Origin of the sequence: Gottfriedia luciferensis, assembly GCF_002156865.1 — a bacterium.
Lineage (GTDB): Bacteria > Bacillota > Bacilli > Bacillales > Bacillaceae_G > Gottfriedia > Gottfriedia luciferensis.
Map to the genome: position 1 here is coordinate 1 of NZ_NCTA01000039.1, position 26,260 is coordinate 26,260.

The following is a 26,260-nucleotide window of genomic DNA, read 5'->3' on the forward strand; positions in this document are numbered from 1 at the left end:
AAAGGCAGGAAAAGCAGGAAAAACAGGAAAAGCAGGTAGGAAATATATTATATAGAGGAATTCAATAAAATGCTTTAAAGTCTTTTAATATCTTTTCCTTTCACTTTCCCCTTAATCCTGCATTTCCTTGTTCCTGCTCTTAAGCATGCATCCTGTAGTGGAAATAAACATCACCCAACTTCCTTTACGAAAATTTAGTCATTATTTCACACGCTTATTTTTCAACAGCGTGAAAAAAACAGAGTCCTGAGATTGAGTTTTTTTAATCTATTAAAATCTAAATAAAATAAAGTTTAAAAACTTTTAGACATGCTGTCACGAAAAGCAAAAGTTTTCATATTAATAGAATATATTAACAAAATAGACAAGCTTTTATAATGCTACTTTGGGGATATCGTCTATTAATAAAAGAAAGGTGATAGTATGAGAGATCCGAGATTGCCAAGACACCCACACCCATTTCCACCTATACCTCCTGGCGAAAGTTTTGCGTTTGTAACAAATAGTGGAGGGACAGTTCCAGTTGTAAAAGAAGGTACAAAAGTTTCCTTCCCATCATTTCAATATCTAGGTGAAGGAATAACAATTAATCAAGAAAATGATCGATTAACTGTTGAGCAACCAGGTAATTACTTTATTGTTTACTCTGTAAATTTAACTGAACTATTAAATGTATCTACAAGAATTCTAGTAAATGGTAGACCAATCAATGCATCAACAATTGCAACTGTAGTGAATAGATCAATCTTTATTAGTCAAATGATCTTACCATTAGAAGCTGACGATACAATTTCACTTGAATTGTTTGATTTTGAAGGAACAGTTACGCTGCTACAAGGCGCTGGAGCAACACTAAATGTTTTCAAAATACATTAAGTAAAAATTTGACTAGGTTGCTATCATATCGCAAGAATGCATTGCTTTTAAAAAGTAGTGCATTTTTTAATGAGTTAAAAACATAGAGTATTAAAGGGGAATCGAATGAAAGGTGCGAACCTACATAATAGAGAAGGTTATAAAAGAAAGGGGAATATTTCTTTGAGTAAAAAGGAGTTTATACTAGATCAGTTAGAAGTTTGTCGTAATGCTGAAAGTTGGATTAAACCATTAAGTATAGCATTAGAAAATTTAAGCTTAGAAGATATTATGTGGAGGCAAGAGGAGTCTTCGCATACAATAGGTGAAATCGTATATCATCTATACTTTTATAATGAAAGATGGTTAAAAAGGTTTAAAGGAGAAATACCTGAAGAAGTGATTGAAAGTAATGCTTCAACATTTAGAGGAATCGAAAATTTTACAATAAAAAGTTGGCTAGAACTTGTTAACCGACTAGATGAGAATTTAGCAAATTGGCAGAAAGTTATAATGGAATCAACTGAAGCAAAGCTTTATGAACAGATTCCAAACTTTCCAGTAGATGCAGAATGGTGGAGGGCATTGTCTAATCTATGCACTCATAATGTCTATCATATAGGGCAAATCATTTACATTCGAAAAGCCCAAGGCTCATGGAAAATAAGAGATTAGTAGAAAGGTCTTTTAATATCTTTTACTTCCTCCTTAATCCTGCCATTCCTTGTTCCTGCTCTTAATACAGTGGGAAATAATGGTATAATTAGTTACATTGACTGCTCCGAGTTTTCTTTATTAAATGAATCGAAATAAAGGGCTCTATTAAAAAAAAGCAGGAATAGATAGAAAGAGAATTGAAAAATAGGATTAAGAATCCATTGAGAAAAAATAAAGAAAACGGAGATAAAAATATGATTGCACAAAATGTTAAGTCTCACATTTTGAAAAAATACAATGTTAACGAAGCAGATTTTTTAGGGAAAGGGCAAGAAGCAGAAGTTTACTCGCTTGATCATGAAAGAGTGATAAAATTATATAAATCAACAGCATATCCAAAACTAAAAATTTTGAAGCAATTTTATGAATCAATGAATCCAAGTAATGTAAAGGTTGAATTACCAAAAATTCATGAGATCATAAAGGAGAAAGATGCTATTTTAACAATTGAAAAACGAATTGAAGGTAGGAATATTCAAAAGGATTTATCTTATTATGATGACAAACAATTAGATTCTTTTTTTGAAGACTATTTATCTACTATATTAAGTATTAAAACAATTAAATTAAATAAACGTTTTAATGGAATCAAATTATTAAGTGATTATGAAATCTCTTCTGAAGACTGGTATGGTTTTTTAAAACAGTCACTGCTCAGAAAAAATATAGAAGTAGAAGACTTTTTGCAAAAAGATGTTTTTCATTACGAACAGAAATTAAAACGATTACTTGATGACCTATCCATCGAATATACAGGAATCTATTCATTGATCCATGGAGATTTTTATCCATCAAATCTTTTAGTAAATAAAAGCGGAAAAATTAGTGGTGTAATTGATTTTGGATTAATGACTTTGTATGGAGATCCATTATTTGATGTAGCACTAAGTTGGATTCTATTTGATTTGTATGATGAATTAGGAGAAGTAAAATTAGAAAGATATTTAAATAAAATCGTTAATAAATTAGGAGACGAAGCTAAGCGTACAATTCACTTATACGTTCTTTTTTACAGTATTTATTCAGCCAATTTCTTTTCTCCAGATTGCAGTGATGGGCACTACCAATGGAGTGTTCGTAACTTAAATAATGAAAAATTTTGGGCGGCATTAGACGTTTAAAGAAGAGCTATGAATTTATAAGTTTAAACTATTAAATACTAATTTTTAGAAAAATGAATTCGAATCTTTTGTCGTGTTCAAACTGATTAATCATTTGTTCACGATTATTTTTCAATAACATGAAAAAGCTCACTAAAAATAGTGAGCTTTTCAGTGTGTAGATAATGTCTTATTTATCTGAATATCAGACTGATTGAAAACGTTTGTCTTTCGAGGCGCGAAGCCCGGTGAGGAGCGGAGTTACCATTAAACGGTAATGAGCACCGCAGGCGGGCAGTCTGAAATGCTCACTAAAAATAGTGAGCATCTTAGTTGTTTATTTATTCACTTCGGATTTAACTAAATTAGCAACAAGTATATAACGTTGAGGAGCATGTCCAATGTAACGAAATGGATAGCAAGTGCTTACGGTTAAAGTCGGTCTTATTTTTGGGACGATAACAGTACGATCATCCTTATCAACGATTCGAATTTTATGAACTTTGTAGGTAAAAGTACCAGCAGAAGTAGTAACAATTAACGGATCACCGATTTTTACCTCACCAAGCTGACGAAATACAGTATCTCGATGACCAGCAAGGACGCTGTTATCTCTTTCACCTGGCATAACAGATTTAGCGTAATGACCAATTCCTTTTGCAAGCTCATCCTCATCTGTCCCGTGGAAGATTGGTAAAGTTGCTTTAATTCTAGGAATTGTTAGAGATCCCATTTCATCTCCAAAATTAGGGTAAGTCTTATAAAGAGGTTCATTTTTTTTCATTTGCTTCAATTTACTTGCAGTTTCTTTATTAATTTCTTTTTTAAAATCATCTTTTGACTGTTTATAAAGAATATAGGTTTTAATCATTGAAAAAGCATTTGTTGAAGCAAAAAATAATCCTACAATAAAAAGAAGTGCTGAAAAAATAAGTAGAACTTTTCGTTTACGATTCATAGGTTTAGCGTTTAGCGATTACTTTTTTACGTAAAACAACAGCAGCCAACATCATAAGCATACCAACCATTGTCCATTCAGTCGTGTGAGTTGCAGTAGTTGGAAGTTTTCCGCCTTTTTCTGTTCTAACAGTAACATTCGGATTTTTAATTGCTTTTTGAGTATCTTTAACTAAATCTACTAAGTTATCATTACCTAAAAGTGCATCTTCTGTAAACAAAGCGTCTAATAATAGATTACCATTGTTGTCATAAATAGCTAAATATACTTTTACATTTTCCATAGATTCCATAGAGTCATCCATCGTAAGTAATTTAGCAAAAGTTAAAGGCGTTTTAACACCATTTTGTTCAATAGAAATTTTAACATCAATTTTCAATGTCGATTCAAGCTCTTTAATGATATTAATTAATTCTACTTTTAATCCAGCTGGTAATTCTTCTGGAGCAGTATCCATTGAGAAAGTATCTGCATATTTATCTTCTAAAGTAGTTGCACGATCAGCTAAAGCTTGTAATTTTGCTTCAATAGTAGGATCATTATTTACTACTTTTTCTAAATATGTTGATAAGTTAGTTATTTCTGTTTGAGTAACTCCAAACGCTGAAAGAACACTAGATATATCTTCCATTGATGGGAACTCGTCACTACTTGAGTCATCTTGATCTAAATAGATTAAGTTTTCAATATCAGAAGTAAAGTAATATGTGTCTAGTAATGATGCATTTTTGTCCATATCATCATATTTAACTGCTAGATCGATCACTTCTTGTTCAGTATATCCATTTTCTTTTAGAATTGCGTTTAAACTCTTTTGTGTCAGTCTTTCACCTAAAGTGTCTTTCAATTCTTTAACTGAATCAAAATCAGAGATTGACTCATCATAGTAAGTATTTAAGTAATCTTCTAATTGTTCTTGAGTTAGATGAATACTTGTTAAATAAGTTTTTAATTCATTTGCATTTGGTGCTGCGTATGCAGTAATACCTGGCGTGACTAAAGCTGCGGATAAAACGACTGTTGCTAAAACCTTTTTCATGTTGCTTCCCCCTTAAAGTGATACCCAATAATGTAAAAGTGCTAGACTAAATGAATGATTGATTTGATTCAAATGTACTAAATGAATAAGGGCATAAGAAAGCCGATTATTTTGATTAAATAAATAATCGGCGTCAGAAAATGATTATTCTGATTCTTTTGGAGCTCGAACAACAGATTCGAACTTTCCTTTATGAGTACCGTCACAGTATGGTAAGTTATTAGATAATCCACAGCGACATAATGAGAAAGCTGCTTTTTGAGGATATGTATTACCTTCAGCATCGACTAGTTGAACTGTACCTGTTACACGTAATGGACCATTATCTAAAACTTTAATTTGAACATCTGACATATCATTTACCTCCTACACACATTTAGAAATATTATAATTTAATTTTATGTTAAAATAAAAGGGGAAATTTAATTAATTATTAATTTTTGTTACTAAATTTTTATAAAATAGGAATTTGGTAGAGATTAAGAATCAAATTTGATCGTAAACAACAAAATTCACAGTAAGGAGTGACAATTATGATTCGATTCGCAAAAAAAGAAGATACAAAGCAAATTGTCCCTCTAATTGTACAAGCAATTGAAGATATTGTATTTATGTTAACTGGGACATCGTCATATGACCAAGCTACACCGATATTAGAATATTACGTACAATCTGAGCAAAATCGATTAAGCTATCGTAATTGTTTAGTAAAGGAACATGAAGGGCAAGTAGTGGGGGTAATCGTTGCCTATCCATCTTCAGATTTATCAGAACTTGATCGTGAGATGCTAAAAATAATTAGCAAAAACTTAAATATCGAAAATGTTAAAGTAGATAGAGAAGCTGATGATCAAGATTTTTATATTGATACGTTGTCAGTGCATCCAGATTTTCAAGGCAAAGGAATTGGAACCGAATTATTAGAGGGATTATTGTCCTTTGCGGAAAAAAAGGGAGTAACCCGTGTTTCATTGAATGTTGATCAAAATAAACCATCTGCACGTCGATTATATGAAAAAGTAGGATTTAAGTACGAAAAAGTAAGATCGATTATGAATCATCCATACGATTATTTAGTTTTCCCAATTAGTAAAAAAATATTCCAAACAAAAGTCGTTTAAGATGCATCCTTTCGATTGTTTAAGTTAAAATTATAAATGATAAAAGGAGGGATACTTTTGAATTTTTTTACATTTGCAAATCCAACTGAATTAATCTTTGGGAAAGACAGCGTACAAAAATTAAAAGAAAAAGCGGCTAGCTTTGGAAAAAATATTTTACTTGTGTACGGTGGAGGAAGTATTAAGAGAAATGGCCTTTACGATCAAATTGTAGGCATTCTTAAAGAAGCTGACAAAACAATCCATGAATTAAGTGGAGTAGAGCCAAATCCAAAACTATCTACTGTACATAAAGGCATTAAAATTTGCAGAGATGAAAAAATTGATTTTATATTAGCTGTTGGTGGCGGATCAGTTATCGACTGTACAAAAGCAATTGCAGTAGGAGCAAAATTTGATGGCGAGATTTGGGATGTCATTACACGAAAAGCTGTTCCAAATGACGCATTAAAATTTGGAACTGTCTTAACACTTGCGGCAACAGGTTCTGAAATGAACGCTGGTTCAGTTATTACAAACTGGGAAACGAATGAGAAGTTAGGATGGGGAAGTCGATTTAGCTACCCAACATTCTCTATATTAGACCCTCAAAATACGTATACAGTACCTCGAGATCAAACAGTGTATGGTTCAGTAGATATCATGTCACATGTTATCGAGTCATATTTCCACCATGGAACGAATACAAAAATTCAAGATCGTTTCTGTGAAGGAATTTTAAAAACGGTAATTGAAACTGCTCCGATTGCAGTTGAGAATTTAAATAATTACGAAGCACGTGAAACGTTATTATATAGCGGTACGATGGCACTAAACGGTGTTTTAAGCATGGGTGTACAAGGTGACTGGGCAACGCATAATATTGAGCACGCAGTTTCTGCAGTAACAGATATTCCTCATGGTGGAGGATTAGCGATTATTTTCCCACATTGGATGGAATATGTAATGAGTGAAAACGTTGATCGTTTCTGTCAATTTGCAGAAAGAGTTTTTGAGATCGAACAAGGTTCAATGTCAAAAGAAGAGTGGGCATTAGCTGGTATTAAGGCTTTACGTTCATTCTGGAATTCAATTGGCGCGCCAAGTCAATTAAGTGAGTATGGAATTACAAAAGACCAGCTTTCTGAAATGGCTGCAAAGACTGTTAAGTATGGTCCGTTTGGTAACTTTAAAAAATTAGATCAAGAAGATGCTTTGAAAATTTTAGAAGCAGCTCTATAATCGATTCAAACAAAAAAATGGACAGAAAATCTCTGTCCATTTTTTTATAATGAATGATGTTTAATACCTATATCATTTAAGAAAGATGAAACTATTGAATAGTATTCTTCTTTATTTTCATTCAAACTCATGGCGTGGGCACCATTTTCGGCAATATATAATTCTCTTTTATTTTGGTTTTTCGCTTCAAATAATTTGAGTGTATGTGTATAAGGAATATAAGGGTCTGGTTTACTATGAATAAATAATACAGGTTGTTTAATATGATGGGTTGCCAGTAATGGGGAAATATCTTTAATGAAAAATCCATTTCGAAGTTTTAACCAAATGCTAGAAACTGGAAGGACTGCCCATTTTGGAAGTTTATAGTCCATTTTTAACCGGTATGTGAGCTGTTCCTCAAATGTAGAGAACGCGCAGTCAGAGATGTAAAAAGCTGCAGAATCCTCAACAAAACCAGCGTATTGTAGCATTGTACATGCTCCCATTGACTCCCCATGAATACCAAAAACGATATCCCCTTTTATATGCTTTAAATATTGAACAATGGTTTGTAGGTCATATTTCTCATAGTATCCATAGCTTGTTGTATGTCCACCTGACTCGCCATGTCGTCTATGATCATAAGTTAGTACATTAAAACCAAGCTTTAAAAATAGTTCAGCATATTTAATCGAATTATTTTTATTAACCGTTACACCATGTGTAATAATGACCCAATTATTTGTCTCAAAGGCCTCGTATATATATCCCTTTAATTCATATCCATAACGAGATTGAACTGAAAAAGGTTGTTTAGAATACGAGCGGTACAAGTCTTCATCGAAACGGGAATTTTCTAACTCTCGTTGATAAATAGAATCTAGTGAATTTGTTTTAATAAACAAAACTTGCTGCGTAAAATAGTAGCCAATTCCAATAAAATAAACAAGAAAAAGTAAAACGACAACAAGCCATATGATCATATTAGTATCATCACTCTCTTATCCAAAAAGAATATCAAGAATAGTAGTTAACTCTCCCCGAGTTTTTCCTTCTAAAATTGAAGGGTTATAAACCTCAACAAAACCGCAATTTAAACAAGACACAAATAAAAAATGATTATAGTCAATATCTAGTAACTTACTTAAACCTGAACCTGACATTGATACTTCTTTGATTTTTGCATGCGTATGTTTACATTTTGAACAAACAAATTTATCCTTTAGCAATTGCTCAGCTTTAGCCATAATAGCCCTCCTTTTTAGTAAAGTGTATCATAAAAAAAATGAAGTTTTGTAAATTAGTTTTGACAATTCGGACATTTTTAAAGACAAAAAGTAAATAGGTTGTAACTTTTTGTACCTTTTAAGGTATAGAACAAAGTAAAATACCAATGAATATATTTTAAGGAAACTAGACAAAAGATTATGTTTTGTGATAAATTATTACAAGAAAAATTCCTTTAAAAATTACATATTTAAAACGATGAAAAGGAAAGTAGTTTTTGCTATATTCGATAGCGAGCTGGGGATGGTGGAAGCCTAGTGATGAAGCATGAATGAAGAACACCTTTGAGTTCTAACCGAAAGAGATATCTTTAGTAGGCTTAGACGTTACCAGCACGTTATGAACTGGGATAAGCAATATTAGCTTTAAAGTTGGTCATGTTATGACAATTTGGGTGGTACCGCGGAAGTTAGCCTTTCGTCCCTTTTTATAGGGATAGAAGGCTTTTTTTATTGGATAATTAATATAAGGAGGCTAATTATGATAAAGACTGTAGTTAAAGATTTATACAGAAATCAAGAAAAATTTAAAGACAACACGATTCAAATTTCAGGATGGATCCGTACTCTTCGTGATTCAAAAACGATTGGCTTTATGGAGTTAAACGACGGAACATTCTTTAAGAGTGTACAAGTAGTTTTTGAGGATAGCCTTGATAATTTCAAAGAAATTACGAAGTTACCAATTAGCTCTACTGTTTTAGTAGAAGGTGAATTTATTCCTACTCCGGAAATGAAACAACCTTTTGAAATTAAAGCGACAAAAATTGTTGTTGAAGGGTTATCGGATGCAGATTTTCCTTTACAAAAAAAGAGACATTCTCTTGAGTATTTAAGAACAATCGCTCATTTACGTCCAAGAACGAATGCATACTCAGCGGTTTTCAGAGTACGATCTATTGCATCATATGCTATTCATAAATTCTTCCAAGAAAAAGGATTTGTCTATGTACATACACCGATTATTACTGGAAGCGACACAGAAGGCGCAGGAGAAATGTTCCGTGTGACAACAATGGATTTAAACCAACTTCCAAAAGCTCAAGACGGAAAAGTGGATGAAAGTGCAGATTTCTTTGGCAAAGAAACTAATTTAACAGTTAGTGGTCAATTAAATGGAGAAGCTTATGCGCTTGCTTTCCGTAATGTGTATACATTTGGTCCGACTTTTAGAGCAGAAAATTCTAATACTGCACGACATGCTGCAGAATTCTGGATGGTAGAACCAGAAGTTGCATTTGCTGAGCTACCAGATATCATGGACCTTGGTGAAGATATGGTCAAGTATGTCATTAATTACGTATTTGAAAATGCACCTGAAGAAATGGAATTCTTTAATAGCTTTATTGACAAAACGCTTATTGAAAGATTAAAGAATGCATTAGAATCTGACTTTGGTAGAGTTACATATACCGAAGCTGTTGAATTATTACAGAAATCAGGTAAAAAGTTTGATTACCCTGTTGAATGGGGAACAGATTTACAAACTGAACATGAACGTTACCTAAGTGAGGAAATTTACAAACGTCCTGTTTACGTAACTGACTATCCGAAAGAAATTAAGGCATTTTACATGAGAGCGAATGAGGATGGCAAGACAGTGGCTGCGACAGACTTACTAGTTCCCGGTATTGGTGAGTTAATCGGGGGAAGTCAACGTGAAGAAAGAGAAGCAGTTCTTGTAGATCGAATCAAAGAACTTGGTATGAATGAAGAAGATTACTGGTGGTATTTGGAGCTTAGAAAATACGGCGGTACAAAGCATTCAGGCTATGGAATTGGATTTGAGCGTCTTGTAATGTATTTAACAGGAATGAAAAACATCCGTGATGTAATACCATTCCCTCGTACACCAGGTAATGCAGAATTTTAATTTAATCGTAAAATAAACAATAGGATGCTGCGGCATCCTATTATTCTTATGAAGGACTTTTCACTCCAATCAACATTTCATCACATCCATGAATTTTAGCATTTGATGAAAGGGAAATAGTCGTTTTATAATATGAGAAAAAGTTGAAATACTTCTCTTTCTACTTAGAAATTCATGATAAAATATTGGAAATGGAAGGTGATATAAAATGAAAAAAAGAAAACCGCAGCAATCTGCAAAACCATCATACGAACAGAAAGAAAAAATATCATTAGGATCATTAATGAATGAAGACATTCTTCAAAAATTAAAAAATACAAAAAAACAATTGCAAGAAAATGAAACGAAGCTTAAAGAGGAAGAAGAAGCTCGTATTCGTGAAGAAAAAAGATTACGTGAGAAAAATAAATCATTTGAAGAGTTATTAAATGAAAGTAATATTTCTTGGAAGGATTTTAAATGATAAGTCGTCAATTATTGACGGCTTATTTTTTTTAGGAAAATTTTATGTTTTTTTAATTAGGAAATTTCATATTATGAAATTTTTTGATTGTTCTAAATTTTATAATTTTTTATAGTGAAATTAAAGGAAGTATGTTGTGAAGGAGGAAAATATAGAATAGTGAAATGAATTGTTAATTTTGAAAGCGCTTTAAAAATTTTCCGAATTCGATTTAAAAAACAAAAATTTCATATCGGAGTGGAGGAATGATGAAATGGGTATTCGTACAGGAGCGCAATATATTGAAGGACTAAAGTCTAGAAAGCCGGAAGTATGGTTAGGTGGGGAAAAGGTTGAAGACATCGTAAACCACCCAGTTTTTAAGCAACCAATCCTTGAAATTGCAAAATTATATGATATGCAATTTGATCAAGCTTATCAAGACAAAATCACACATATTTGTGAAGAAACAGGTGAGCGAATCTCAAATGCATTTTTAGTACCAAAAACATTTGAAGATATTAAAGCTCGTGGAGAATTGTTTGAAGCATATGCAAAATCAACATTCGGTTTAATGGGAAGAACACCAGATTTCTTGAACATTGTATTAACTTCAATGGCAAGTAATTCATGGTTTTTAGATAAATATAATCCAGAGTGGTCTAAAAATATTCAAAATTATTTTAAATATGTTCGTGATCATGACGTCTTCTTAACACACGCAATTATTAACCCGCAAAATGATCGCAGTAAGCCATCTTATGAACAAAAAGATCTTTTTACTCACTTAGGTGCTGTGGAAGAAACGGTTGATGGATTAGTTGTTAGAGGAGCTAAAATGCTTGCAACATTAGCGCCGATTACTGATGAAGTAATTATTTATTCATTCCCTGGATTCCACCAAGGTGATGAGCGTTATGCGTTAGCATTTGCACTTCCGATTGATACACCAGGATTAAAAATCCTTTGCAGAGAGCAAATGCAAGATGGTAAAAGATCATTCTTTGATCATCCATTAGCTTCTAGATTTGAAGAGATGGATGCTGTACTTGTATTTGAGGATGTAGTAGTTCCTTGGAATCGTGTCTTTATTCATAATAATGTTGAAGCTGCAAATAATTTATATCCAAAAACAGGCATAGCGCAACAGCCTGCGCATCAGTCTGGTGTAAGAGGCTATGTGAAATTAGCATTTGCAGTGGAAGTAGCTTGTAAGCTAGCCGATTCAATTGGGGTTGATGTTTATTTAAATGTACAAAATGATTTAGGTGAGCTTCTACAATCAGTTGAAACAATCCGTGCTCTACTCAGAGTAGCAGAAACAGAATATGAGACACTACCTTCGGGCGAAGTAAGACCAGCGTGGGAACCACTAGAAACGATTCGTGGATTACTTCCAACAATGTATCCGAGAGCAATTGAAGTGATTCAAACAATCGGAGCAGGTGGTCTACTAATGTCACCAACAGAAGCAGACTTTGAACATCCAGAGCTTAGAGATGCAATGGATAAATACTATGTTGGACGTGAAGGGATATCATCATTAGAACGTGTCCAATTATTTAAACTTGCTTGGGATTTATGTGGTGAAGCATTTGGTCAACGAGCACTTCAATATGAAAGATACTATACAGGTGATCCAATTCGAAAAAGAGCAATCTATTATAACCAAATGAAACGGAAAAAATCGTTTAGCATGGTTGATGATGCCTTAAATGGTGCAAAAAACTTAAAAGGAGTATCTACTAATCTAGCGAATTCTAAAATTAACTGATTAATTTTAGAAAGCAGGGGATTTATGAAATTTTTTAGATTTAATGAGGAGGGTAATTAAGTGATCTCTTCAGTTCAAAAGATTTCTAGAATATTGGATTGCTTTACGGAAGATGAACCAGTCTTAGGAAATTTGGAAATAGCTGAAAAGTTAAATATGAATGCAAGCTCAGTCCATCATTTAGTGCGGACTCTCTGTGCAGAAGGTATTTTAATTCAAGATAGTAGAAAAAAATATCGGCTTGGATGGAAGTTACTTGAATGGAGTAATCACGTAATGCATCAACAAGACATTTATAGTGAAGCGATTCCATTATTAGAAAATCTACTAAAAAATTATGATAGTACAGTTCATATCGGAATGTTTGATAAAGGAGATGTGCGATTTGTTTTAAAAGTTTCTTCTAAACATTCGATACCTGTACCGACATTTATAGGTTCTAAGCGACCTGCATATTGTACGAGCACAGGTAAAATTTTACTATCTTATAATCCTGCCTATTTAAAAACGACGATTGACAGAGGATTTATACCTTTTACAACAAATACGATTACAAATATTGATGCATTAAACAAAGAAATGGCTGCGATTAGAGAGAACGGTTACAGCATCAGTAACAATGAAAATGATCTAGGATTATTTGGAATTGCGGCTCCATTACAAACATATACTGGCAAGACTTTTGCAGCGTTAAATATGGTTGGTCCTGTTTCGTATATGATGAGCCAAGATATTGGTCGAATGATTCAAGACGTTGTAAAAACTGCTAAGACAGTGTCAAACCAGTTAGGTTATATTAACGCTTAATAATAGCGCTTACTTAATTGCGAATAAAAATAAATTAATTGGGAGGAATAGAGATGAATCTTAAAAGTCGGGTATTTAATATTTTCAAATTAATTGAGGATAATAAAGAGCTATTAAAACCACCAGTTAATAATAAAGTGATTTGGGAAGATTCAGAGTATATTGCAATGATTATCGGGGGACCGAATAAACGTAGAGATTTCCATATCGATCCTGCAGATGAATTTTTTTATCAAATTAAAGGTAATTGCTATGTTGAGTGTATTACGCCGGATGGGAAACGTGAAGTTGTAACAGTGGGTGAAGGAGAAATCTTTATGCTTCCATCTTTTGTTCCACATTCACCTCATAGAGTAAAAGATTCATATGGAATTGTGATTGAAAGAAAAAGAGCAGAAGGTGAATTAGAGAGCTTTGTATGGTTCTGTGAAGAGTGTAATGAAGAAATGCATAAAACAACTGTACAATTAACGGATATTGGTACACAAGTAAAAGAAGCCATTGAGAATTTTAATGGTAGCCTTGAGTTAAGAACATGTAAAAGCTGTGGACATGTCATGAAAGAAGAAGTGGATGAATGGGTATGCGTATAGATTTTCATACACATATCATTCCTTCCGATTTACCGAATTTTTTTGAGAAATATGGTCATGAAAGATGGCCAATTTTACAACCAACATGTTCATGTGGTGCCAATATTATGGTTGCAGGAAAAGTCTTTAGAGAAGTAACTGATCAAGTTTGGAGTCCTGAAAAAAGAATTGAAGACATGAGTAATGAAGGTGTAACGATGCAAGTACTATCCCCAATTCCTGTTACATTTTCTTATTGGGCACCTATCCAAGCTGCTTTAGAAATGGCACAAATCCAGAATGATTTTATTGCTGAAACAGTGAAAAATAATCCTACAAAGTTTATTGGATTAGGGACAGTACCAATGCAGGATGCTGATAGCGCAATTCAAGAAATGGATCGTTGTATTCATATACTTGGACTAAGCGGCCTTGAAATTGGAACAAATGTAAATGGAACAAATTTAGATAGCGATGAGTTTAGCCAATTTTTTGAAATGGCTGAAAAATGGAATGTACCATTATTTATTCACCCATGGGAAACATTAGCGAAGGATCGTACTCCAAATCATAATTTTATGTATACGGTCGGTATGCCAAGTGAAACAGCTTTAGCTGCAGCAAGCTTAACATTTGGTGGCGTAATCGAAAAATATCCAAATTTAAAGATTTGTTTTGCACATGGCGGAGGGTCATTCCCATTTATTCTACCAAGGCTAGATCAAGGATGGAAAGTATGGCCTCATTTGCGAAAAACAGCAAATCCGCCAAGTCATTATGTAAATAATTTCTATTTTGATTCGCTACACTATGATCCAATTAATATCAAATTTTTAATCAATCGATTTGGATACGAAAAGATTGTTATGGGTTCCGATTATCCTTTCTTATTAAGGGAAACGCCACCTGGTAGAGTCATTGATCAGATGGAAATTAGTAAAGAAATGAAAGATTGTATTTTAGGAAAAAATGCATTGGAATTTTTAAATAAAAAGGAGACAGACTTACTATATGGAAAACAAAGTATTGACTCCAGAAGATAGATTAAACAGTTTAGGTTACACAATCAAACCAATTAGACCAGCAGTTGGTAACTATGTCAGTCTTGTTCGTACTGGTAATCTACTATTTACAGCGGGACAAGGAGTTGACGAATATCATGGCAAACTTGGCAGAGAGCTAACAATCGAAGAAGGATATGAAGCTTCTCGTGAGTCAATGTTGAATTTGATTAGTGTATTAAAACATGAATTAGGGGAGCTTTCGAAAGTAAAACGGATTGTAAAAATACTAGGCTTTGTAAACAGTACAGAAGATTTCTATGATCAGCCTAAAGTTATGAATGGAGCTTCTGATTTATTAGTGGAAGTGTTTGGTGAAAAAGGAAAGCATGCGAGATCAGCTGTTGGAATGGCTCAGCTTCCAAATAACACAGCAATTGAAATTGAAATGATTGTAGAAATAGAAGAGTAAAAAAATTGGTGGCATTCGTGTCACCTTTTATTCTATTAGAATGGTAGGTGTCTATTTTGCAAATTACAGAAAAAAGAAATAAAACATTACCGATTGATTGTAAGCATTTTATTGATGGACAATATACTCCTTCATTTAATCAAAAAACATTTTTAAATATTAATCCTGCAACGGAAGAAGTTTTAGGATCTGTTTCAGAAGGTGGAGAATTAGAAATCGATTTAGCCGTAAAAGCTGCAAAACGAGCATTAAAAGGTGAGTGGAAACAATTTACAAGTTCAAAAAGAGCAGCAGTATTAAGAAAAATCGGTGACGGGATTTTGGCTCGAAAAGAAGAATTAGCAGCGTTGGAGGCAATGGATACAGGAAAACCATATAATCTTGCGCTAGAAGTTGATATAACAAGATCGGCTCATAATTTCTACTTCTTCGCTGATTATATTACAACTTTAAGTTCAGAGTCTCATATGCAAGATCAAACTGCATTACATTATTCATATCGCAGACCGGTTGGGGTAGTGGGAATGATAAACCCTTGGAATCTACCATTATTACTTTTAACGTGGAAGCTAGCACCTTGCTTAGCAGCTGGAAATACAGCAGTTATGAAACCAGCTGAATGGACGCCAATGACAGCAACCGTATTAGCTGAAATATGTAAAGAAGCTGGTGTACCAGATGGAGTAGTGAATATCGTGCACGGCTTTGGTGCAAATGCAGCAGGTTCAGCATTAACAGAGCATAGTAATGTAGATGCAATTACATTTACAGGTGAAACGAAAACAGGGACAGCAATAATGAAGGCAGCTGCTCCAACCTTAAAAAAATTATCATTTGAATTAGGTGGAAAAAATCCGAACATTATTTTTGCAGATTCTGATTTGGATGAAGTGATTGAAACAACTTTAAAATCGTCGTTTATGAATCAAGGAGAGGTTTGTTTATGTGGTTCTCGAATTTATGTTCAGAGAACAGTCTTTGATGAGTTTATTGAAAAATTTGTAGCGAAAACAAAGGAATTAAAAATCGGGGATCCGTTTAAAGAGGATACAAATGTTGGAGCAGTTATTAGTAAAGAGCATTATGAAAAAGTATTATCATATATTGAAATTGCAAAAGAAGAAGGCGGAAAAATTTTAACTGGTGGAGGTAGACCAGAATCTATCGATAAAGGATGTTTTATCTCACCTACAATCATTACAGGTTTAACTCGTGATTCTAGATGTGTAAGAGAAGAAATATTTGGACCGGTCGTAACAGTCCTTCCATTTGATTCCGAAGAAGAAGTGATTGAATGGGCGAATGATACTCATTATGGTTTAGGAGCAACAATTTGGACAAACGATCTACGTAGAGCACATCGCGTTGCACATCAAATTGAAGCAGGTATTATTTGGGTAAACACTTGGTATTTAAGAGATTTACGTACACCTTTTGGAGGAATGAAACAAAGTGGTTTAGGACGTGAAGGTGGCATTCATAGCTTTGAGTTTTATAGTGAACTATCGAATATCACGATTAAATTATAAACTTCCAAAGGAGATAAGCGAAATGAAGATTACTAGTGTAGATGAACTATCATTACTGTTAAAAGAAGCAGAAGAGAGCGGAAACAGCGTAAAAGCTTTAACCGAAATTTACCCAAACTTAACTGAGAAGGAAGCCTATCAAATCCAATTAACAAATGTCGAAGAAAAAGTGAAAAAGGGACAAAAAATTATTGGCAAAAAGATTGGATTAACTTCAATTGCAATGCAGGAACTACTAGGAGTAGATGAGCCAGATTACGGCCATTTATTAACGGATATGCACATTCCTAATTTTGGTGAAATTTCGTTAGCAAATAAAATTTTACCAAAAGTAGAAGCTGAAATTGCATTTGTTTTAAAGAAGGATTTAATTGGTCCAAATATTACATTTGAAGATGTGATTGATGCAACTGACTATATCGTACCAGCTTTAGAAGTCGTTGATAGTAGGATTGAAAATTGGAAAATTCGCTTAGAGGACACCGTAGCTGATAATGCTTCGTCTTGTTTATTTGTACTTGGAAATGAACGTTATGATGTTAACGAAATCGACTTACCAAATGTCACGATGGATCTATATCGAAATGATGAATTAATGAATACAGGTAAGGGAGATGCAGTACTTGGAAATCCAATTCATTGTGTTGCTTGGTTAGCAAATAAATTGAGTGAGTTTGGAATTTCATTAAATGCAGGAGAAGTAATTTTATCAGGCGCATTATCTGCGGCAATTAATGCAAATGAAGGCGATTGTTTTACTGCGAAGTTTCCATTATTAGGTGAAGTATCGATTTCATTTACTTAAATGAGGTGAATTATGAAAAAATTAAAAGTTGGTATTATTGGTTCGGGTAATATAGGAACAGATTTAATGATGAAATTACAAAATAATCAATTTTTAGAGCTTACAACGATGATTGGAATTGATCCAGAATCCGACGGGTTAAAACGTGCTAAAGATTTAGGCATTGAAGTAATTGATAATGGTATAGAAGGTTTCATTGAGAGGAAAGAATTAGCTGATTTATTATTTGATGCGACTTCCGCAAAGGCCCATATTCATCATGCGAGAATACTTGGTGAACTAAAGAAAAGAGTAGTTGATTTAACACCAGCTGCAATTGGACCGTTTGTTGTACCAACTGTAAATTTAGGCACTCATATAGTAGAAAGAAATGTTAATCTGATCACTTGTGGAGGCCAAGCAACAATTCCGATCGTTCATTCGATCAGCACAGTTGCAGAAGTAGAGTACGCAGAAATCGTAGCAACGATTAGTAGCCGAAGTGCCGGACCGGGAACACGTGCTAATATCGATGAGTTTACAGTAACTACAGCTCGCGGGCTTGAGGAGATTGGCGGTGCTAAAAAAGGAAAAGCAATTATTATTTTAAATCCAGCAGAACCGCCAATTATGATGAGAGATACAGTTTATTGCAAGGTTGCAAATGATGAATTTAACCAAGAAATCATGATGAATTCGGTTAAGCAAATGGTGAAAAAAGTGCAGGAATATGTACCTGGATATCGTTTAAGAATGGATCCAATAATCGAAGGTTCAATGATAACTGTTTATTTAGAAGTCCAAGGGTCAGGTGATTATTTACCGAGCTATGCTGGTAATTTGGATATCATGACGGCATCCGCAGTGAAAGTAGCAGAAGAAATTGCTCAATATGACCTTGTAAAAACTTTATAAACTAAGTATGGAAGAAAGTGGGGAGTACAATGAAGGACAGAGATGTCATTGTAACAGAAGTAGCTCTTCGGGATGGGAGTCATGCAATTGCCCATTCTTATACAGTTGACCAAGTGATCAGTATAACGAAGGCATTGGATGATGCAAAAATGCCATTTATTGAAGTATCACATGGTGATGGACTCGGTGGTTCATCTTTACAATATGGTTTATCAACAACAGATGAATTTGAATTGATTGAGGCTGCAGTAAATGCATGTACTCAATCGAAGATTTCTGTATTGCTTTTACCTGGTATTGGGACTGTAAAAGAATTAAAAACAGCATCGGATATTGGTGCGAAAATGGCACGAATTGCAACTCATGTAACGGAAGCAGATGTTTCAAAACAACATATTTCCACATCAAAAGAGCTTGGCTTAGAAACAGTAGGGTTTTTAATGATGTCACATATGGCATCAGTTGAGAAATTAGTCGAACAAGCAAAACTAATGGAAAGCTACGGTGCAGACAGTGTTTATATGGTTGATTCTGCCGGTGCATTTCTACCGCATGAAGTAAAAGAAAGAATTAGAGCATTACGCCAGTCTCTTACGATTGAAATTGGCTTCCACGCTCATAATAATCTTTCGTTAGCAATGGCAAATACATTAGTTGCAATTGAAGAAGGTGCAACTAGAATTGATGGAAGCGTTCGTTGTTTAGGAGCAGGAGCTGGTAATACGCAAACCGAAGTATTAATTGGTGTATTGGAACGTCTAGGAATCAAGACTGGAATTGATTTCTATAAAATGATGGATTTAGCCGAAGAGATCGTAGCACCAATACTCCAAACACCTCAAGAGATAACAAAGGGTAGCTTAATATTAGGTTATGCTGGCGTTTATTCTAGTTTTCTATTGCATGCAAATCGAGCAGCTAAAAAATGGAATGTAGATGCAAGAGATATATTGATTGAATTAGGAAAACAAAAAGTAGTCGGTGGGCAAGAAGATATGATTCAAGAAGTTGCTTGTATGATAGCAAATAAAAAATTGTCTGTTTTTTGAGAGGAGACTTAACAATGATTACTGATATTGCAAATAAAATTTATATGCACCAAAAAAACGGTCTAGAAATGGATAAAATCACAATTGAGTATCCTGAACTAAATGTGAACAATGCGTATGAAATTCAAAGATTAAGTATTGAACAGGCAATAAAAAATGGAGATCCTTTAATTGGATGGAAAATGGGACTAACAAGTATCGCTAAACAAAAATCTGTGAACGTTGATGAACCAATCTATGGTCGCTTAACAAAATCAATGGAATTAGAAGAAAATCAGTTGAGTATGGAAGGATCCATTCATCCAAGGGTTGAACCTGAAATAGCGTTTATGATCAATAAGCCGTTATTTGGACAAGACATAACAGCGAAAGACGTATGGGATGCAACTGAGTATATCGTTCCAGCATTAGAAGTAATTGATAGTCGATATAAAAATTTCTCATTTACACTTACTGATGTAGTTGCTGATAATGCATCTTCATCAAAGTTTATCGTTGGTAAACAAGTAAATTCACCTACCTATACATCTTGGGATCAAATCAAGGTTGAACTATATAAAAATGGCGTGAAAGTACAAAGTGGAGTTAGCTCTGACGTATTGGATCATCCAGTTGAATCAGTTGTAAAATTAGTAAAAATGCTTAGTAAAAATGGTGAACAAATTGATCCCGGAATGATTATTTTAACAGGTGGAATCACTGAAGCAGTACATGTAGAAGATGGAGATATCATTGAAGCCCACTTTGAAGGAATTGAAAAAGTATCACTTCAAGTAAAGAAATAAGAGGTGAGATATTCATGCCAATCATTCAAATTCATTTGCTTGAAGGAAGAAACACTGAAGTGAAAAAGCAACTTATGAGAGAAATGAATGAAATAGTTTGTCGCACTTTAGATGTTGAGCCATCTCAAGTAAGAATTTTAATTAATGAGCTTCAAAAGGAAAATTGGTCGGTTAGTGGAATTGCAAAAGATGAACAAACGAACTAAATGAAAAAAAGCCAAATCCATATTTTGGATTTGGCTTTTTTTCAATTTAAGAAAGTATAAATTGGCAGCGGAGAAGAAAATTCGACGTAGTTGCAATTTTAGCGATTAAATAGAAGTGCAACTATGCTTCTGTCTTTAACAAAGGCTCGCCAATCGGCAAGTTCACTTTATTATTGAGCCTTTTTAGTGCGGTTTTCTTTTACTTCAAAAGTTAATCTTTCTTTACCCATTAGGATGATCGCAATAAAGCCTAGTGCGATTGGAATTAAAGTCCATTTAAAAGTAGTTGCAACTGAGTGAGCCATTGCATCTGTAATTTTATGAAGTACTTCAGGTGGAATTTTCGCTCTTGCATCAGCTGATAATAGTGCGCGAGAATCAATTTTTCCTCCGAAAGCACCTAGATTACCAAGTAAATCACTTAATTTATTTTTAAAAACGTGATTTTGAATTGTACCAAAAATTGTAACACCCATTGTCATACCTAATGTTCTAAAGAAAGTATTTGTTGAAGTAGCAATCCCTCTTTTTTGAGGTTCAATTTTATGTTGTGTTGCCATACTTAGAAGTGAGAATGAACAACCCATTCCAAGACCAGCAATAATCATGTAAAATGTTACAGTTGATCTAGCTGTGTCAGTATCTAATGTGCTTAATAATGCCATACCAGTGAAAAACAGAACAACTGAAACTAGCATGATACTTCTGTAGCTAAATTTACGTACAGATTGACCAGCTACTTGGCTCCCTACTACTGAACCAAGCATCATTGGAATTAAAATGATACCAGAGTTTGTAGCTGTTCCACCATAAACCGACTGCACAAATAAAGGAATTAAGACAGTTGTAATAATGAAAGCAGAACCATAGAAAAATGCAACACCTTGAGTAGCTGCGAATAATTGCTTTCTAAATAAGCTAAACGAAATAATTGGTTCTTCAACTTTTCTTTCAATTAAAATAAATGAAACGAACAATACTGCAAAGATTGCAAACAGAGAGAGAATCTGCACTGAATTCCAATCATATTCATTACCACCAAGCTCTAGTGCAAACATTAAACTGACAACAGAGCCTACTAATGTAATGGCACCAAACCAGTCAATTTTAAGCTTTCTTAATTGAAGATTTTCTTTGTAAAATTGTGAAATTAAATATAATGAAATGATGCCTAAAGGTAAATTAATGTAAAAAATCCAACGCCAATCGATTTGATCTGTAATATAAGCTCCTAATAATGGACCAAAAACGCTAGATAAACCAAAAACTGCTCCAAATAAACCAGTCATTTTTCCTCGTTTTTCTGGCGGGAAAATATCGAATATAATGGTAAATGCAATCGGCATCAATGAGCCTCCACCAATACCTTGAATTGCACGATAAATACTTAATTGAACAATGCTATTTGCAGTTCCGCATAAGGCTGAACCAATTAGGAAAATTAAAAGTCCTAATAAATAAAATCGTTTACGTCCATACATATCAGACAGTTTACCGAATATTGGCATACTTGCCATCGTAGCCACTAAATATGCTGAAGTAACCCAAATAAATTGGTCTAGGCCACCAAGTTCCCCAACAATTGTCGGCATCGAAGCTGAAACAATTGTATTATCCATAGCTGCCATCAGCATTCCTAATAAAAGACCCGCGACGACAAAGCTGACTTTACTTTCTTTTGAAACCATCAAGTTTCCCCCTTATTCACTTTTATTTAATTTTTGTGTTTCTTTTGGAATCAGCTCATTAATATCATTCCAAAATTTAAATAATAATGTTAACTCTTTATCATCATACTGATTAAAAATATTTGAAAGAGAGTCAGATAATGGTTTAAAAAGATTTCCTAATTCATCATCACGTTCGTATACGGGTTGAATAATTACCCTTCTACGGTCATTGGGATCTTGAATTCTTTCGACAAGATTGGCTCTTTCAAGTCGATCAATTACCCCAGTAATCGCACCAGTAGTTAAGTGGGTTAATTGGGATAACTTTCCAGCTGTAATCGGCCCGGTGTGACAAAGTAATTCTCGGCATCTTAAATCAGTAGCATTTAAATGAAGGTTTGAAGCAAGGCCTTCATTAAAAAGAACGATTGAGGTACTGAATTTTCTAAATTCCATTATAAGGGACGGAATAAATTCACTTCTGATGATTGGTTTTTCTGACATATCATTCTCTCCTTAAAATATAGGAAGTACATATAAAAAAGTTAACATAACTAAAACTCTTAGAAACTAAGATAATTATAATTCAAAGGAACCAATTAAAGAAGAAATTGAGAGTATTTTAACCAAAATTTAATTTAGTATTAAATTTTGATTTTTTAAAAGGTTAAATCATCAGTTTTGATGAGCAAGTAATGACAAAATTGAGCATCCTATCAATATGGTATGAATAAAAAAGTGTAGGAGTAGACGATGAAAAACAAGATTGAAATTGTACCTTATCGCCAATCATGGGAAGCAGATTATCAGAGTGAAAAAAAAGCAATTGAAATATTATTACCAGAGCAGGTTGCAATTTATCATATAGGAAGTACTTCGATTCCAAATATGTTTGCAATACCGATCATCGATTTAATGTTGGTTGTAACAAGCTTGAGCCAGTTTGATGAATATAGTGATGTCTTAAAAACATTAGGTTATGAACAGATGGGTGATGAATCGGAAGAAGACAGAAGATTTTTTATTAAATGTGATGAGAATTGTAGTTTTCATATCCAGGTCTTTGCAAAAGGAAACCCTATAATTGAACGAAATATTGCATTTAGAGAATATATGATTGCTCATACTGATCAAGCAATGGAGTACATTTCTCTAAAAAAGGAGCTTGCAAAAAAATTTCCGGAAAATAAAACTGAATATAAAAAAGGAAGAAAAAAATTTTTAGAAGTTATCGATGATAAAGCTGGAAATTGGAAGAAATAAGACTCCTTCCAAAGAAGGAAGGAGTGAGTAGTTTATCGATGATCCTCGTATTTTGTGAGGTGGCAAATTTCTTTTATTTGTTTGAGTTGTTGCGAATTTAATGGTTTTGAATTATAGGCATTAATATTTTCGATTAATTGATCTTTATTTCTAGCCCCAACAGCCAATGAAGAGACAACTTTTTTTTCAAGTAAAAATTGTAATGCTAAGCTATGTAAAGATTGCTCTTCACCTAAGAGTTGTAATAGGTTTTGAAGAGTATCTACACATTCTTTTTCAGAATAAGACAAATAACCTTTATTCGTAAGTTTCTTTTTCCATTGATTTGTTAATAAACCTTTAGCAACTGAGCCACGTGCGATGACAGAAATATTGTGTTTTTCGAAAAGTGGAAAGAATTCTTCCGGTCTTCGTTCTAACACGTTATACTGCATCATTACCCCTTGAATTGACGAATGATTGACAAATCGATTGATGACATTAGGTCGAATTGATGAGATACCGTAGTGTCGAATGAACCCATCTTTCACTAAATCTTCAAACGCTTCAATTGTTACTTCATAATGATCCTCGATTGTACCACCATGTAGCTGGTAATAATCAATATAGTCTGTATCTAATCTACGTAAGCTATCTTTAACAGCTTCTTTTATATATTCCTTTGATGGGTCCCAGCTCCAGCTATCTTTCATTTCATTCCATCGATTACCGACCTTAGTAGCAAGAATTACTTGATCTCTTCGGCCCTTTAAAGCCTTTCCAACAATTTCCTCGTTTCTACCAAAATCATATAAATCAGCGGTATCGAAATAATTAATACCAGCATCAATAGCAGCGTGAATTGTAGAAATAGCTTCATTTTCTTGGATACCAAGCGACATACAACCTAAACCTAGTTCGCTAATTTTAATTGAAGTTGATCCGAGATTACGTTTTTTCATTTAAATCCCTCCAACTATAATTGTAGGGAAAAGATGATTATTTTACAACATAGAGTAACTTACCATCAGCATTTTGGATCCATTCTTGAACAGTTTTGTATTGCTTGCCAATCGTTTGAAGTGTTTTTAAAATTTCTGTTTTTGAACCAATGAGAACAACAGAATTTTCTGTCATAGACATTTTCATCGGAGTACCTCATTTCAGAAAGTAATTTAAATGAATAAATGATAAAATGTATGTGACAACCATATAAATTAGAACAAGGTGATGAAAAAAATGAAAAAATTTGAAGAAAAAACAATTGCTGAAGAAAAAATTTTTACAGGAAGAGTGATCTCGCTATACCATCAAAAAGTTGAATTACCAAATGGAAATACGAGTACACGTGAAATTGTGAAGCATCCTGGTGCTGTGGCGATTATTCCAATTACGGATGAAGGGAAAATTGTCCTTGTAGAGCAATATCGAAAAGCTTTAGAAAGAAGTCTTTTAGAAATTCCGGCTGGAAAATTAGAAAAAGGTGAAGAGCCACTTGAAACAGCTAAACGAGAATTGGAAGAAGAAACTGGATATGAAGCTGCCGATTGGGAGCATCTACAATCTTTCTACACATCTCCTGGCTTCGCTGATGAATACATACATATTTATGTTGCCAAAAATTTGAAAAAACTAGAAAATAGCGCACAATTAGATGAAGATGAATTTGTAGAACTATTCGAGTTAACAATTGAAGAATGTTTAGAAGAGCTAAAAAAGGGTTCAATACACGATGCGAAAACGTGTTTTGCAATTCAATATTTACAATTATTAGGACAAAATTAAATTAAAATTAAAATAAAATTAAAAATATTTCTCAGATTATGGAAATAAACATGGTACAATAAGGTGACTTTTAAGGAGAGGAATGAGTAGATGAAAATTTCATCAATTAAAAGAACAGCTAAAAATCGACTTTCTGGTAATTGGGGGAAAGCCATTTTAGTGCTTGTAATTTATGGCGTAATACAAGGTATTATTCATATGTTACTAAACGGTCCAGTAAATAATCATTACACAGGAAATCTATTTTTAGATCCAACAAATACAACAGAAACAGTACCACTTGGGGTTTCATCAGTCATTCAGATTGTAACGACATTATTAAACGCATTATTTAGTTACGGACTGATCGTTTATTTTATTAAAATCATTCGTGATGAAGAAAAAAGCTTTTCGGACTTATTTTATTATTTTAAAAGTGGGCAACAATTCGTAAGAGCACTTTTAGTTTTTATTTTAGTAACAATATTTACGATTCTTTGGACTATTTTATTAATTGTTCCTGGAATTATTAAATCATTAGCGTATTCACAAACTGGTTACATTTTAAAAGATCATCCTGAAATGAAGCCATTAGATGCGATTACATTAAGCAGAAGAATGATGGATGGCTATAAATGGAAACTATTTTTATTAGGACTTTCATTCATTGGTTGGGGAATTTTAGTTATTATTACTTTTGGTCTAGCACTTTTTTACGTAGGACCATATTATTATGCGACATTAGCTCAATTCTACGAAGAAGTAAAAGAAGCTTATGAAGAAAAAAATGAAACAATTTAAGACGCTGTTTTAAGCGTCTTTTTTTTTGTCTCTTTTAATCAATGATACTGCAAAAAATTGTTGATGATTTCCGTTACAGGATGGTCGTTATATTAAGAGCAGGAACAAGGAAAGGCAGGAGAAAGGAAAGGACAACAGTCCATTATTAATGAAATAGAAGAAATGGCAAACGAAAAAACAGTTTATATTATTATCTTTCGCTTGTTCATGGAGACTGGTTATCAAATTAAAAGAATAATGGGCTTTATGCTTTCACTATATCAATCAAGAACAAGTAGATTCTGATTGGGTAACA

At 33.5% G+C, this 26,260-nt stretch carries 30 protein-coding genes and 1 other annotated feature; of the genes, 21 read left to right on the forward strand and 9 right to left on the reverse strand.

Features of this window, described 5'->3' with window-relative positions:
- Positions 1-423 precede the first annotated feature (423 nt).
- The 3 genes from B7R67_RS18185 (at position 424) to B7R67_RS18195 (ending at position 2,693) form a co-directional block, all read left to right on the forward strand.
- On the forward strand, positions 424-876 hold the full coding sequence (locus tag B7R67_RS18185) for a BclA C-terminal domain-containing protein (protein WP_088072409.1): 453 nt from the start codon (positions 424-426) through the stop codon (positions 874-876).
- 162 nt (positions 877-1,038) lie between these two features.
- Positions 1,039-1,530: a DinB family protein gene (locus B7R67_RS18190; protein ID WP_158095146.1), complete on the forward strand. Its 492-nt coding sequence runs from the start codon at positions 1,039-1,041 to the stop codon at positions 1,528-1,530.
- A 236-nt stretch (positions 1,531-1,766) separates the two neighbouring features.
- Entirely contained in the window at positions 1,767-2,693 is a 927-nt protein-coding gene (locus tag B7R67_RS18195; RefSeq protein WP_088072411.1) for an aminoglycoside phosphotransferase family protein, read from the forward strand.
- Positions 2,694-3,009: 316 nt separating this feature from the next.
- Here B7R67_RS18195 and B7R67_RS18200 read toward each other — a convergent pair whose 3' ends face one another.
- From B7R67_RS18200 to B7R67_RS18210, 3 genes are all read right to left on the reverse strand, one after another.
- A complete protein-coding gene (locus B7R67_RS18200) occupies positions 3,010-3,630 on the reverse strand; it encodes a class D sortase (protein WP_088072412.1) in 621 nt (206 codons plus the stop codon).
- A gap of 4 nt (positions 3,631-3,634) precedes the next feature.
- Positions 3,635-4,669 carry a processed acidic surface protein gene (locus tag B7R67_RS18205; protein ID WP_088072413.1) on the reverse strand — a complete coding sequence of 345 codons (1,035 nt, stop codon included), beginning with the start codon at positions 4,667-4,669 and terminating at the stop codon, positions 3,635-3,637.
- 144 nt (positions 4,670-4,813) lie between these two features.
- Positions 4,814-5,023, reverse strand: a complete 210-nt coding sequence (locus B7R67_RS18210) for a CDGSH iron-sulfur domain-containing protein (protein WP_088072414.1) — start codon at positions 5,021-5,023, stop codon at positions 4,814-4,816.
- Between the two features lie 179 nt (positions 5,024-5,202).
- Here B7R67_RS18210 and B7R67_RS18215 point away from each other — a divergent pair, with 179 nt between their 5' ends.
- Entirely contained in the window at positions 5,203-5,790 is a 588-nt protein-coding gene (locus B7R67_RS18215; RefSeq protein ID WP_088072415.1) for a GNAT family N-acetyltransferase, read from the forward strand.
- 57 nt (positions 5,791-5,847) lie between these two features.
- The gene (locus tag B7R67_RS18220) at positions 5,848-7,011 is read left to right on the forward strand and encodes an iron-containing alcohol dehydrogenase (RefSeq protein ID WP_088072416.1); all 1,164 of its coding nucleotides are present in this window, start codon (positions 5,848-5,850) and stop codon (positions 7,009-7,011) included.
- 44 nt (positions 7,012-7,055) lie between these two features.
- Here B7R67_RS18220 and B7R67_RS18225 read toward each other — a convergent pair whose 3' ends face one another.
- Together B7R67_RS18225 and B7R67_RS18230 are read right to left on the reverse strand one after the other, a co-directional pair.
- Positions 7,056-7,976 carry an alpha/beta hydrolase gene (locus B7R67_RS18225; protein WP_088072417.1) on the reverse strand — a complete coding sequence of 307 codons (921 nt, stop codon included), beginning with the start codon at positions 7,974-7,976 and terminating at the stop codon, positions 7,056-7,058.
- 18 nt (positions 7,977-7,994) lie between these two features.
- Positions 7,995-8,240 (reverse strand): zinc ribbon domain-containing protein, encoded by a 246-nt coding sequence (locus B7R67_RS18230; RefSeq protein ID WP_088072418.1) that lies wholly within the window; start codon positions 8,238-8,240, stop codon positions 7,995-7,997.
- Between the two features lie 229 nt (positions 8,241-8,469).
- Positions 8,470-8,708: a binding site (T-box leader), on the forward strand.
- A gap of 52 nt (positions 8,709-8,760) precedes the next feature.
- On the opposite strand from B7R67_RS18230, the gene asnS reads away from it, so the two are divergent.
- From asnS to B7R67_RS18295, 13 genes are all read left to right on the forward strand, one after another.
- Positions 8,761-10,152: an asparagine--tRNA ligase gene (gene asnS, locus B7R67_RS18235; protein ID WP_088072419.1), complete on the forward strand. Its 1,392-nt coding sequence runs from the start codon at positions 8,761-8,763 to the stop codon at positions 10,150-10,152.
- 208 nt (positions 10,153-10,360) lie between these two features.
- Complete coding sequence (locus B7R67_RS18240; protein ID WP_088072420.1) at positions 10,361-10,615, forward strand: YqkE family protein; 255 nt, start codon at positions 10,361-10,363, stop codon at positions 10,613-10,615.
- Positions 10,616-10,868: 253 nt separating this feature from the next.
- Positions 10,869-12,368 (forward strand): 4-hydroxyphenylacetate 3-hydroxylase family protein, encoded by a 1,500-nt coding sequence (locus B7R67_RS18245; RefSeq protein ID WP_088072421.1) that lies wholly within the window; start codon positions 10,869-10,871, stop codon positions 12,366-12,368.
- A 60-nt stretch (positions 12,369-12,428) separates the two neighbouring features.
- Entirely contained in the window at positions 12,429-13,175 is a 747-nt protein-coding gene (locus B7R67_RS18250; RefSeq protein ID WP_088072422.1) for an IclR family transcriptional regulator, read from the forward strand.
- A gap of 53 nt (positions 13,176-13,228) precedes the next feature.
- The gene (locus B7R67_RS18255; protein WP_088072423.1) at positions 13,229-13,768 is read left to right on the forward strand and encodes a 3-hydroxyanthranilate 3,4-dioxygenase; all 540 of its coding nucleotides are present in this window, start codon (positions 13,229-13,231) and stop codon (positions 13,766-13,768) included.
- Positions 13,753-14,790 carry an amidohydrolase family protein gene (locus tag B7R67_RS18260; protein ID WP_088072424.1) on the forward strand — a complete coding sequence of 346 codons (1,038 nt, stop codon included), beginning with the start codon at positions 13,753-13,755 and terminating at the stop codon, positions 14,788-14,790. The genes B7R67_RS18255 and B7R67_RS18260 overlap by 16 nt, the downstream gene beginning before the upstream one ends.
- Positions 14,759-15,220: a RidA family protein gene (locus tag B7R67_RS18265; RefSeq protein WP_088072425.1), complete on the forward strand. Its 462-nt coding sequence runs from the start codon at positions 14,759-14,761 to the stop codon at positions 15,218-15,220. The genes B7R67_RS18260 and B7R67_RS18265 overlap by 32 nt, the downstream gene beginning before the upstream one ends.
- Before the next feature lie 47 nt (positions 15,221-15,267).
- Complete coding sequence (locus B7R67_RS18270; protein ID WP_088072426.1) at positions 15,268-16,749, forward strand: aldehyde dehydrogenase; 1,482 nt, start codon at positions 15,268-15,270, stop codon at positions 16,747-16,749.
- A gap of 22 nt (positions 16,750-16,771) precedes the next feature.
- Positions 16,772-17,554 carry a 2-keto-4-pentenoate hydratase gene (locus B7R67_RS18275; protein WP_088072427.1) on the forward strand — a complete coding sequence of 261 codons (783 nt, stop codon included), beginning with the start codon at positions 16,772-16,774 and terminating at the stop codon, positions 17,552-17,554.
- 12 nt (positions 17,555-17,566) lie between these two features.
- Entirely contained in the window at positions 17,567-18,448 is an 882-nt protein-coding gene (locus B7R67_RS18280) for an acetaldehyde dehydrogenase (acetylating) (RefSeq protein ID WP_088072428.1), read from the forward strand.
- A gap of 29 nt (positions 18,449-18,477) precedes the next feature.
- Complete coding sequence (dmpG, locus tag B7R67_RS18285; protein WP_088072429.1) at positions 18,478-19,497, forward strand: 4-hydroxy-2-oxovalerate aldolase; 1,020 nt, start codon at positions 18,478-18,480, stop codon at positions 19,495-19,497.
- 14 nt (positions 19,498-19,511) lie between these two features.
- Positions 19,512-20,282 carry a 2-keto-4-pentenoate hydratase gene (locus B7R67_RS18290; protein WP_088072430.1) on the forward strand — a complete coding sequence of 257 codons (771 nt, stop codon included), beginning with the start codon at positions 19,512-19,514 and terminating at the stop codon, positions 20,280-20,282.
- A 14-nt stretch (positions 20,283-20,296) separates the two neighbouring features.
- On the forward strand, positions 20,297-20,488 hold the full coding sequence (locus B7R67_RS18295; RefSeq protein WP_088072431.1) for a tautomerase family protein: 192 nt from the start codon (positions 20,297-20,299) through the stop codon (positions 20,486-20,488).
- Positions 20,489-20,658: 170 nt separating this feature from the next.
- On the opposite strand, the gene B7R67_RS18300 is transcribed toward B7R67_RS18295, so the two are convergent.
- Both B7R67_RS18300 and B7R67_RS18305 read right to left on the reverse strand, forming a co-directional pair.
- Positions 20,659-22,176: an MDR family MFS transporter gene (locus tag B7R67_RS18300; RefSeq protein WP_088072432.1), complete on the reverse strand. Its 1,518-nt coding sequence runs from the start codon at positions 22,174-22,176 to the stop codon at positions 20,659-20,661.
- Between the two features lie 12 nt (positions 22,177-22,188).
- Entirely contained in the window at positions 22,189-22,662 is a 474-nt protein-coding gene (locus B7R67_RS18305) for a MarR family winged helix-turn-helix transcriptional regulator (RefSeq protein WP_088072433.1), read from the reverse strand.
- Between the two features lie 249 nt (positions 22,663-22,911).
- Here B7R67_RS18305 and B7R67_RS18310 point away from each other — a divergent pair, with 249 nt between their 5' ends.
- Positions 22,912-23,421: a GrpB family protein gene (locus B7R67_RS18310; protein ID WP_088072434.1), complete on the forward strand. Its 510-nt coding sequence runs from the start codon at positions 22,912-22,914 to the stop codon at positions 23,419-23,421.
- 32 nt (positions 23,422-23,453) lie between these two features.
- Here B7R67_RS18310 and B7R67_RS18315 read toward each other — a convergent pair whose 3' ends face one another.
- Positions 23,454-24,362, reverse strand: coding sequence for an aldo/keto reductase (locus B7R67_RS18315; RefSeq protein ID WP_088072435.1), 909 nt, complete (start codon positions 24,360-24,362; stop codon positions 23,454-23,456).
- A 37-nt stretch (positions 24,363-24,399) separates the two neighbouring features.
- Positions 24,400-24,549, reverse strand: a complete 150-nt coding sequence (gene mciZ / locus B7R67_RS18320; RefSeq protein ID WP_088072436.1) for a Z-ring formation inhibitor MciZ — start codon at positions 24,547-24,549, stop codon at positions 24,400-24,402.
- 90 nt (positions 24,550-24,639) lie between these two features.
- Here mciZ and B7R67_RS18325 point away from each other — a divergent pair, with 90 nt between their 5' ends.
- Positions 24,640-25,185 carry an NUDIX domain-containing protein gene (locus tag B7R67_RS18325; RefSeq protein WP_088072437.1) on the forward strand — a complete coding sequence of 182 codons (546 nt, stop codon included), beginning with the start codon at positions 24,640-24,642 and terminating at the stop codon, positions 25,183-25,185.
- 90 nt (positions 25,186-25,275) lie between these two features.
- The gene (locus B7R67_RS18330) at positions 25,276-25,965 is read left to right on the forward strand and encodes a DUF975 family protein (RefSeq protein WP_088072438.1); all 690 of its coding nucleotides are present in this window, start codon (positions 25,276-25,278) and stop codon (positions 25,963-25,965) included.
- Positions 25,966-26,260: the final 295 nt, after the last annotated feature.

Coding starts and splice junctions, on each gene's coding strand:
- B7R67_RS18185 (WP_088072409.1), top strand. CDS start 424: ATGAGAGATCCGAGATTGCCAAGACACCCACACCCATTTCCACCTATA.
- B7R67_RS18195 (WP_088072411.1), top strand. CDS start 1,767: ATGATTGCACAAAATGTTAAGTCTCACATTTTGAAAAAATACAATGTT.
- B7R67_RS18200 (WP_088072412.1), bottom strand. CDS start 3,630: ATGAATCGTAAACGAAAAGTTCTACTTATTTTTTCAGCACTTCTTTTT.
- B7R67_RS18205 (WP_088072413.1), bottom strand. CDS start 4,669: ATGAAAAAGGTTTTAGCAACAGTCGTTTTATCCGCAGCTTTAGTCACG.
- B7R67_RS18210 (WP_088072414.1), bottom strand. CDS start 5,023: ATGTCAGATGTTCAAATTAAAGTTTTAGATAATGGTCCATTACGTGTA.
- B7R67_RS18215 (WP_088072415.1), top strand. CDS start 5,203: ATGATTCGATTCGCAAAAAAAGAAGATACAAAGCAAATTGTCCCTCTA.
- B7R67_RS18225 (WP_088072417.1), bottom strand. CDS start 7,976: ATGATCATATGGCTTGTTGTCGTTTTACTTTTTCTTGTTTATTTTATT.
- B7R67_RS18230 (WP_088072418.1), bottom strand. CDS start 8,240: ATGGCTAAAGCTGAGCAATTGCTAAAGGATAAATTTGTTTGTTCAAAA.
- asnS (WP_088072419.1), top strand. CDS start 8,761: ATGATAAAGACTGTAGTTAAAGATTTATACAGAAATCAAGAAAAATTT.
- B7R67_RS18240 (WP_088072420.1), top strand. CDS start 10,361: ATGAAAAAAAGAAAACCGCAGCAATCTGCAAAACCATCATACGAACAG.
- B7R67_RS18245 (WP_088072421.1), top strand. CDS start 10,869: ATGGGTATTCGTACAGGAGCGCAATATATTGAAGGACTAAAGTCTAGA.
- B7R67_RS18255 (WP_088072423.1), top strand. CDS start 13,229: ATGAATCTTAAAAGTCGGGTATTTAATATTTTCAAATTAATTGAGGAT.
- B7R67_RS18260 (WP_088072424.1), top strand. CDS start 13,753: ATGGGTATGCGTATAGATTTTCATACACATATCATTCCTTCCGATTTA.
- B7R67_RS18265 (WP_088072425.1), top strand. CDS start 14,759: ATGGAAAACAAAGTATTGACTCCAGAAGATAGATTAAACAGTTTAGGT.
- B7R67_RS18275 (WP_088072427.1), top strand. CDS start 16,772: ATGAAGATTACTAGTGTAGATGAACTATCATTACTGTTAAAAGAAGCA.
- B7R67_RS18280 (WP_088072428.1), top strand. CDS start 17,567: ATGAAAAAATTAAAAGTTGGTATTATTGGTTCGGGTAATATAGGAACA.
- dmpG (WP_088072429.1), top strand. CDS start 18,478: ATGAAGGACAGAGATGTCATTGTAACAGAAGTAGCTCTTCGGGATGGG.
- B7R67_RS18290 (WP_088072430.1), top strand. CDS start 19,512: ATGATTACTGATATTGCAAATAAAATTTATATGCACCAAAAAAACGGT.
- B7R67_RS18295 (WP_088072431.1), top strand. CDS start 20,297: ATGCCAATCATTCAAATTCATTTGCTTGAAGGAAGAAACACTGAAGTG.
- B7R67_RS18300 (WP_088072432.1), bottom strand. CDS start 22,176: ATGGTTTCAAAAGAAAGTAAAGTCAGCTTTGTCGTCGCGGGTCTTTTA.
- B7R67_RS18305 (WP_088072433.1), bottom strand. CDS start 22,662: ATGTCAGAAAAACCAATCATCAGAAGTGAATTTATTCCGTCCCTTATA.
- B7R67_RS18310 (WP_088072434.1), top strand. CDS start 22,912: ATGAAAAACAAGATTGAAATTGTACCTTATCGCCAATCATGGGAAGCA.
- B7R67_RS18315 (WP_088072435.1), bottom strand. CDS start 24,362: ATGAAAAAACGTAATCTCGGATCAACTTCAATTAAAATTAGCGAACTA.
- mciZ (WP_088072436.1), bottom strand. CDS start 24,549: ATGAAAATGTCTATGACAGAAAATTCTGTTGTTCTCATTGGTTCAAAA.
- B7R67_RS18325 (WP_088072437.1), top strand. CDS start 24,640: ATGAAAAAATTTGAAGAAAAAACAATTGCTGAAGAAAAAATTTTTACA.
- B7R67_RS18330 (WP_088072438.1), top strand. CDS start 25,276: ATGAAAATTTCATCAATTAAAAGAACAGCTAAAAATCGACTTTCTGGT.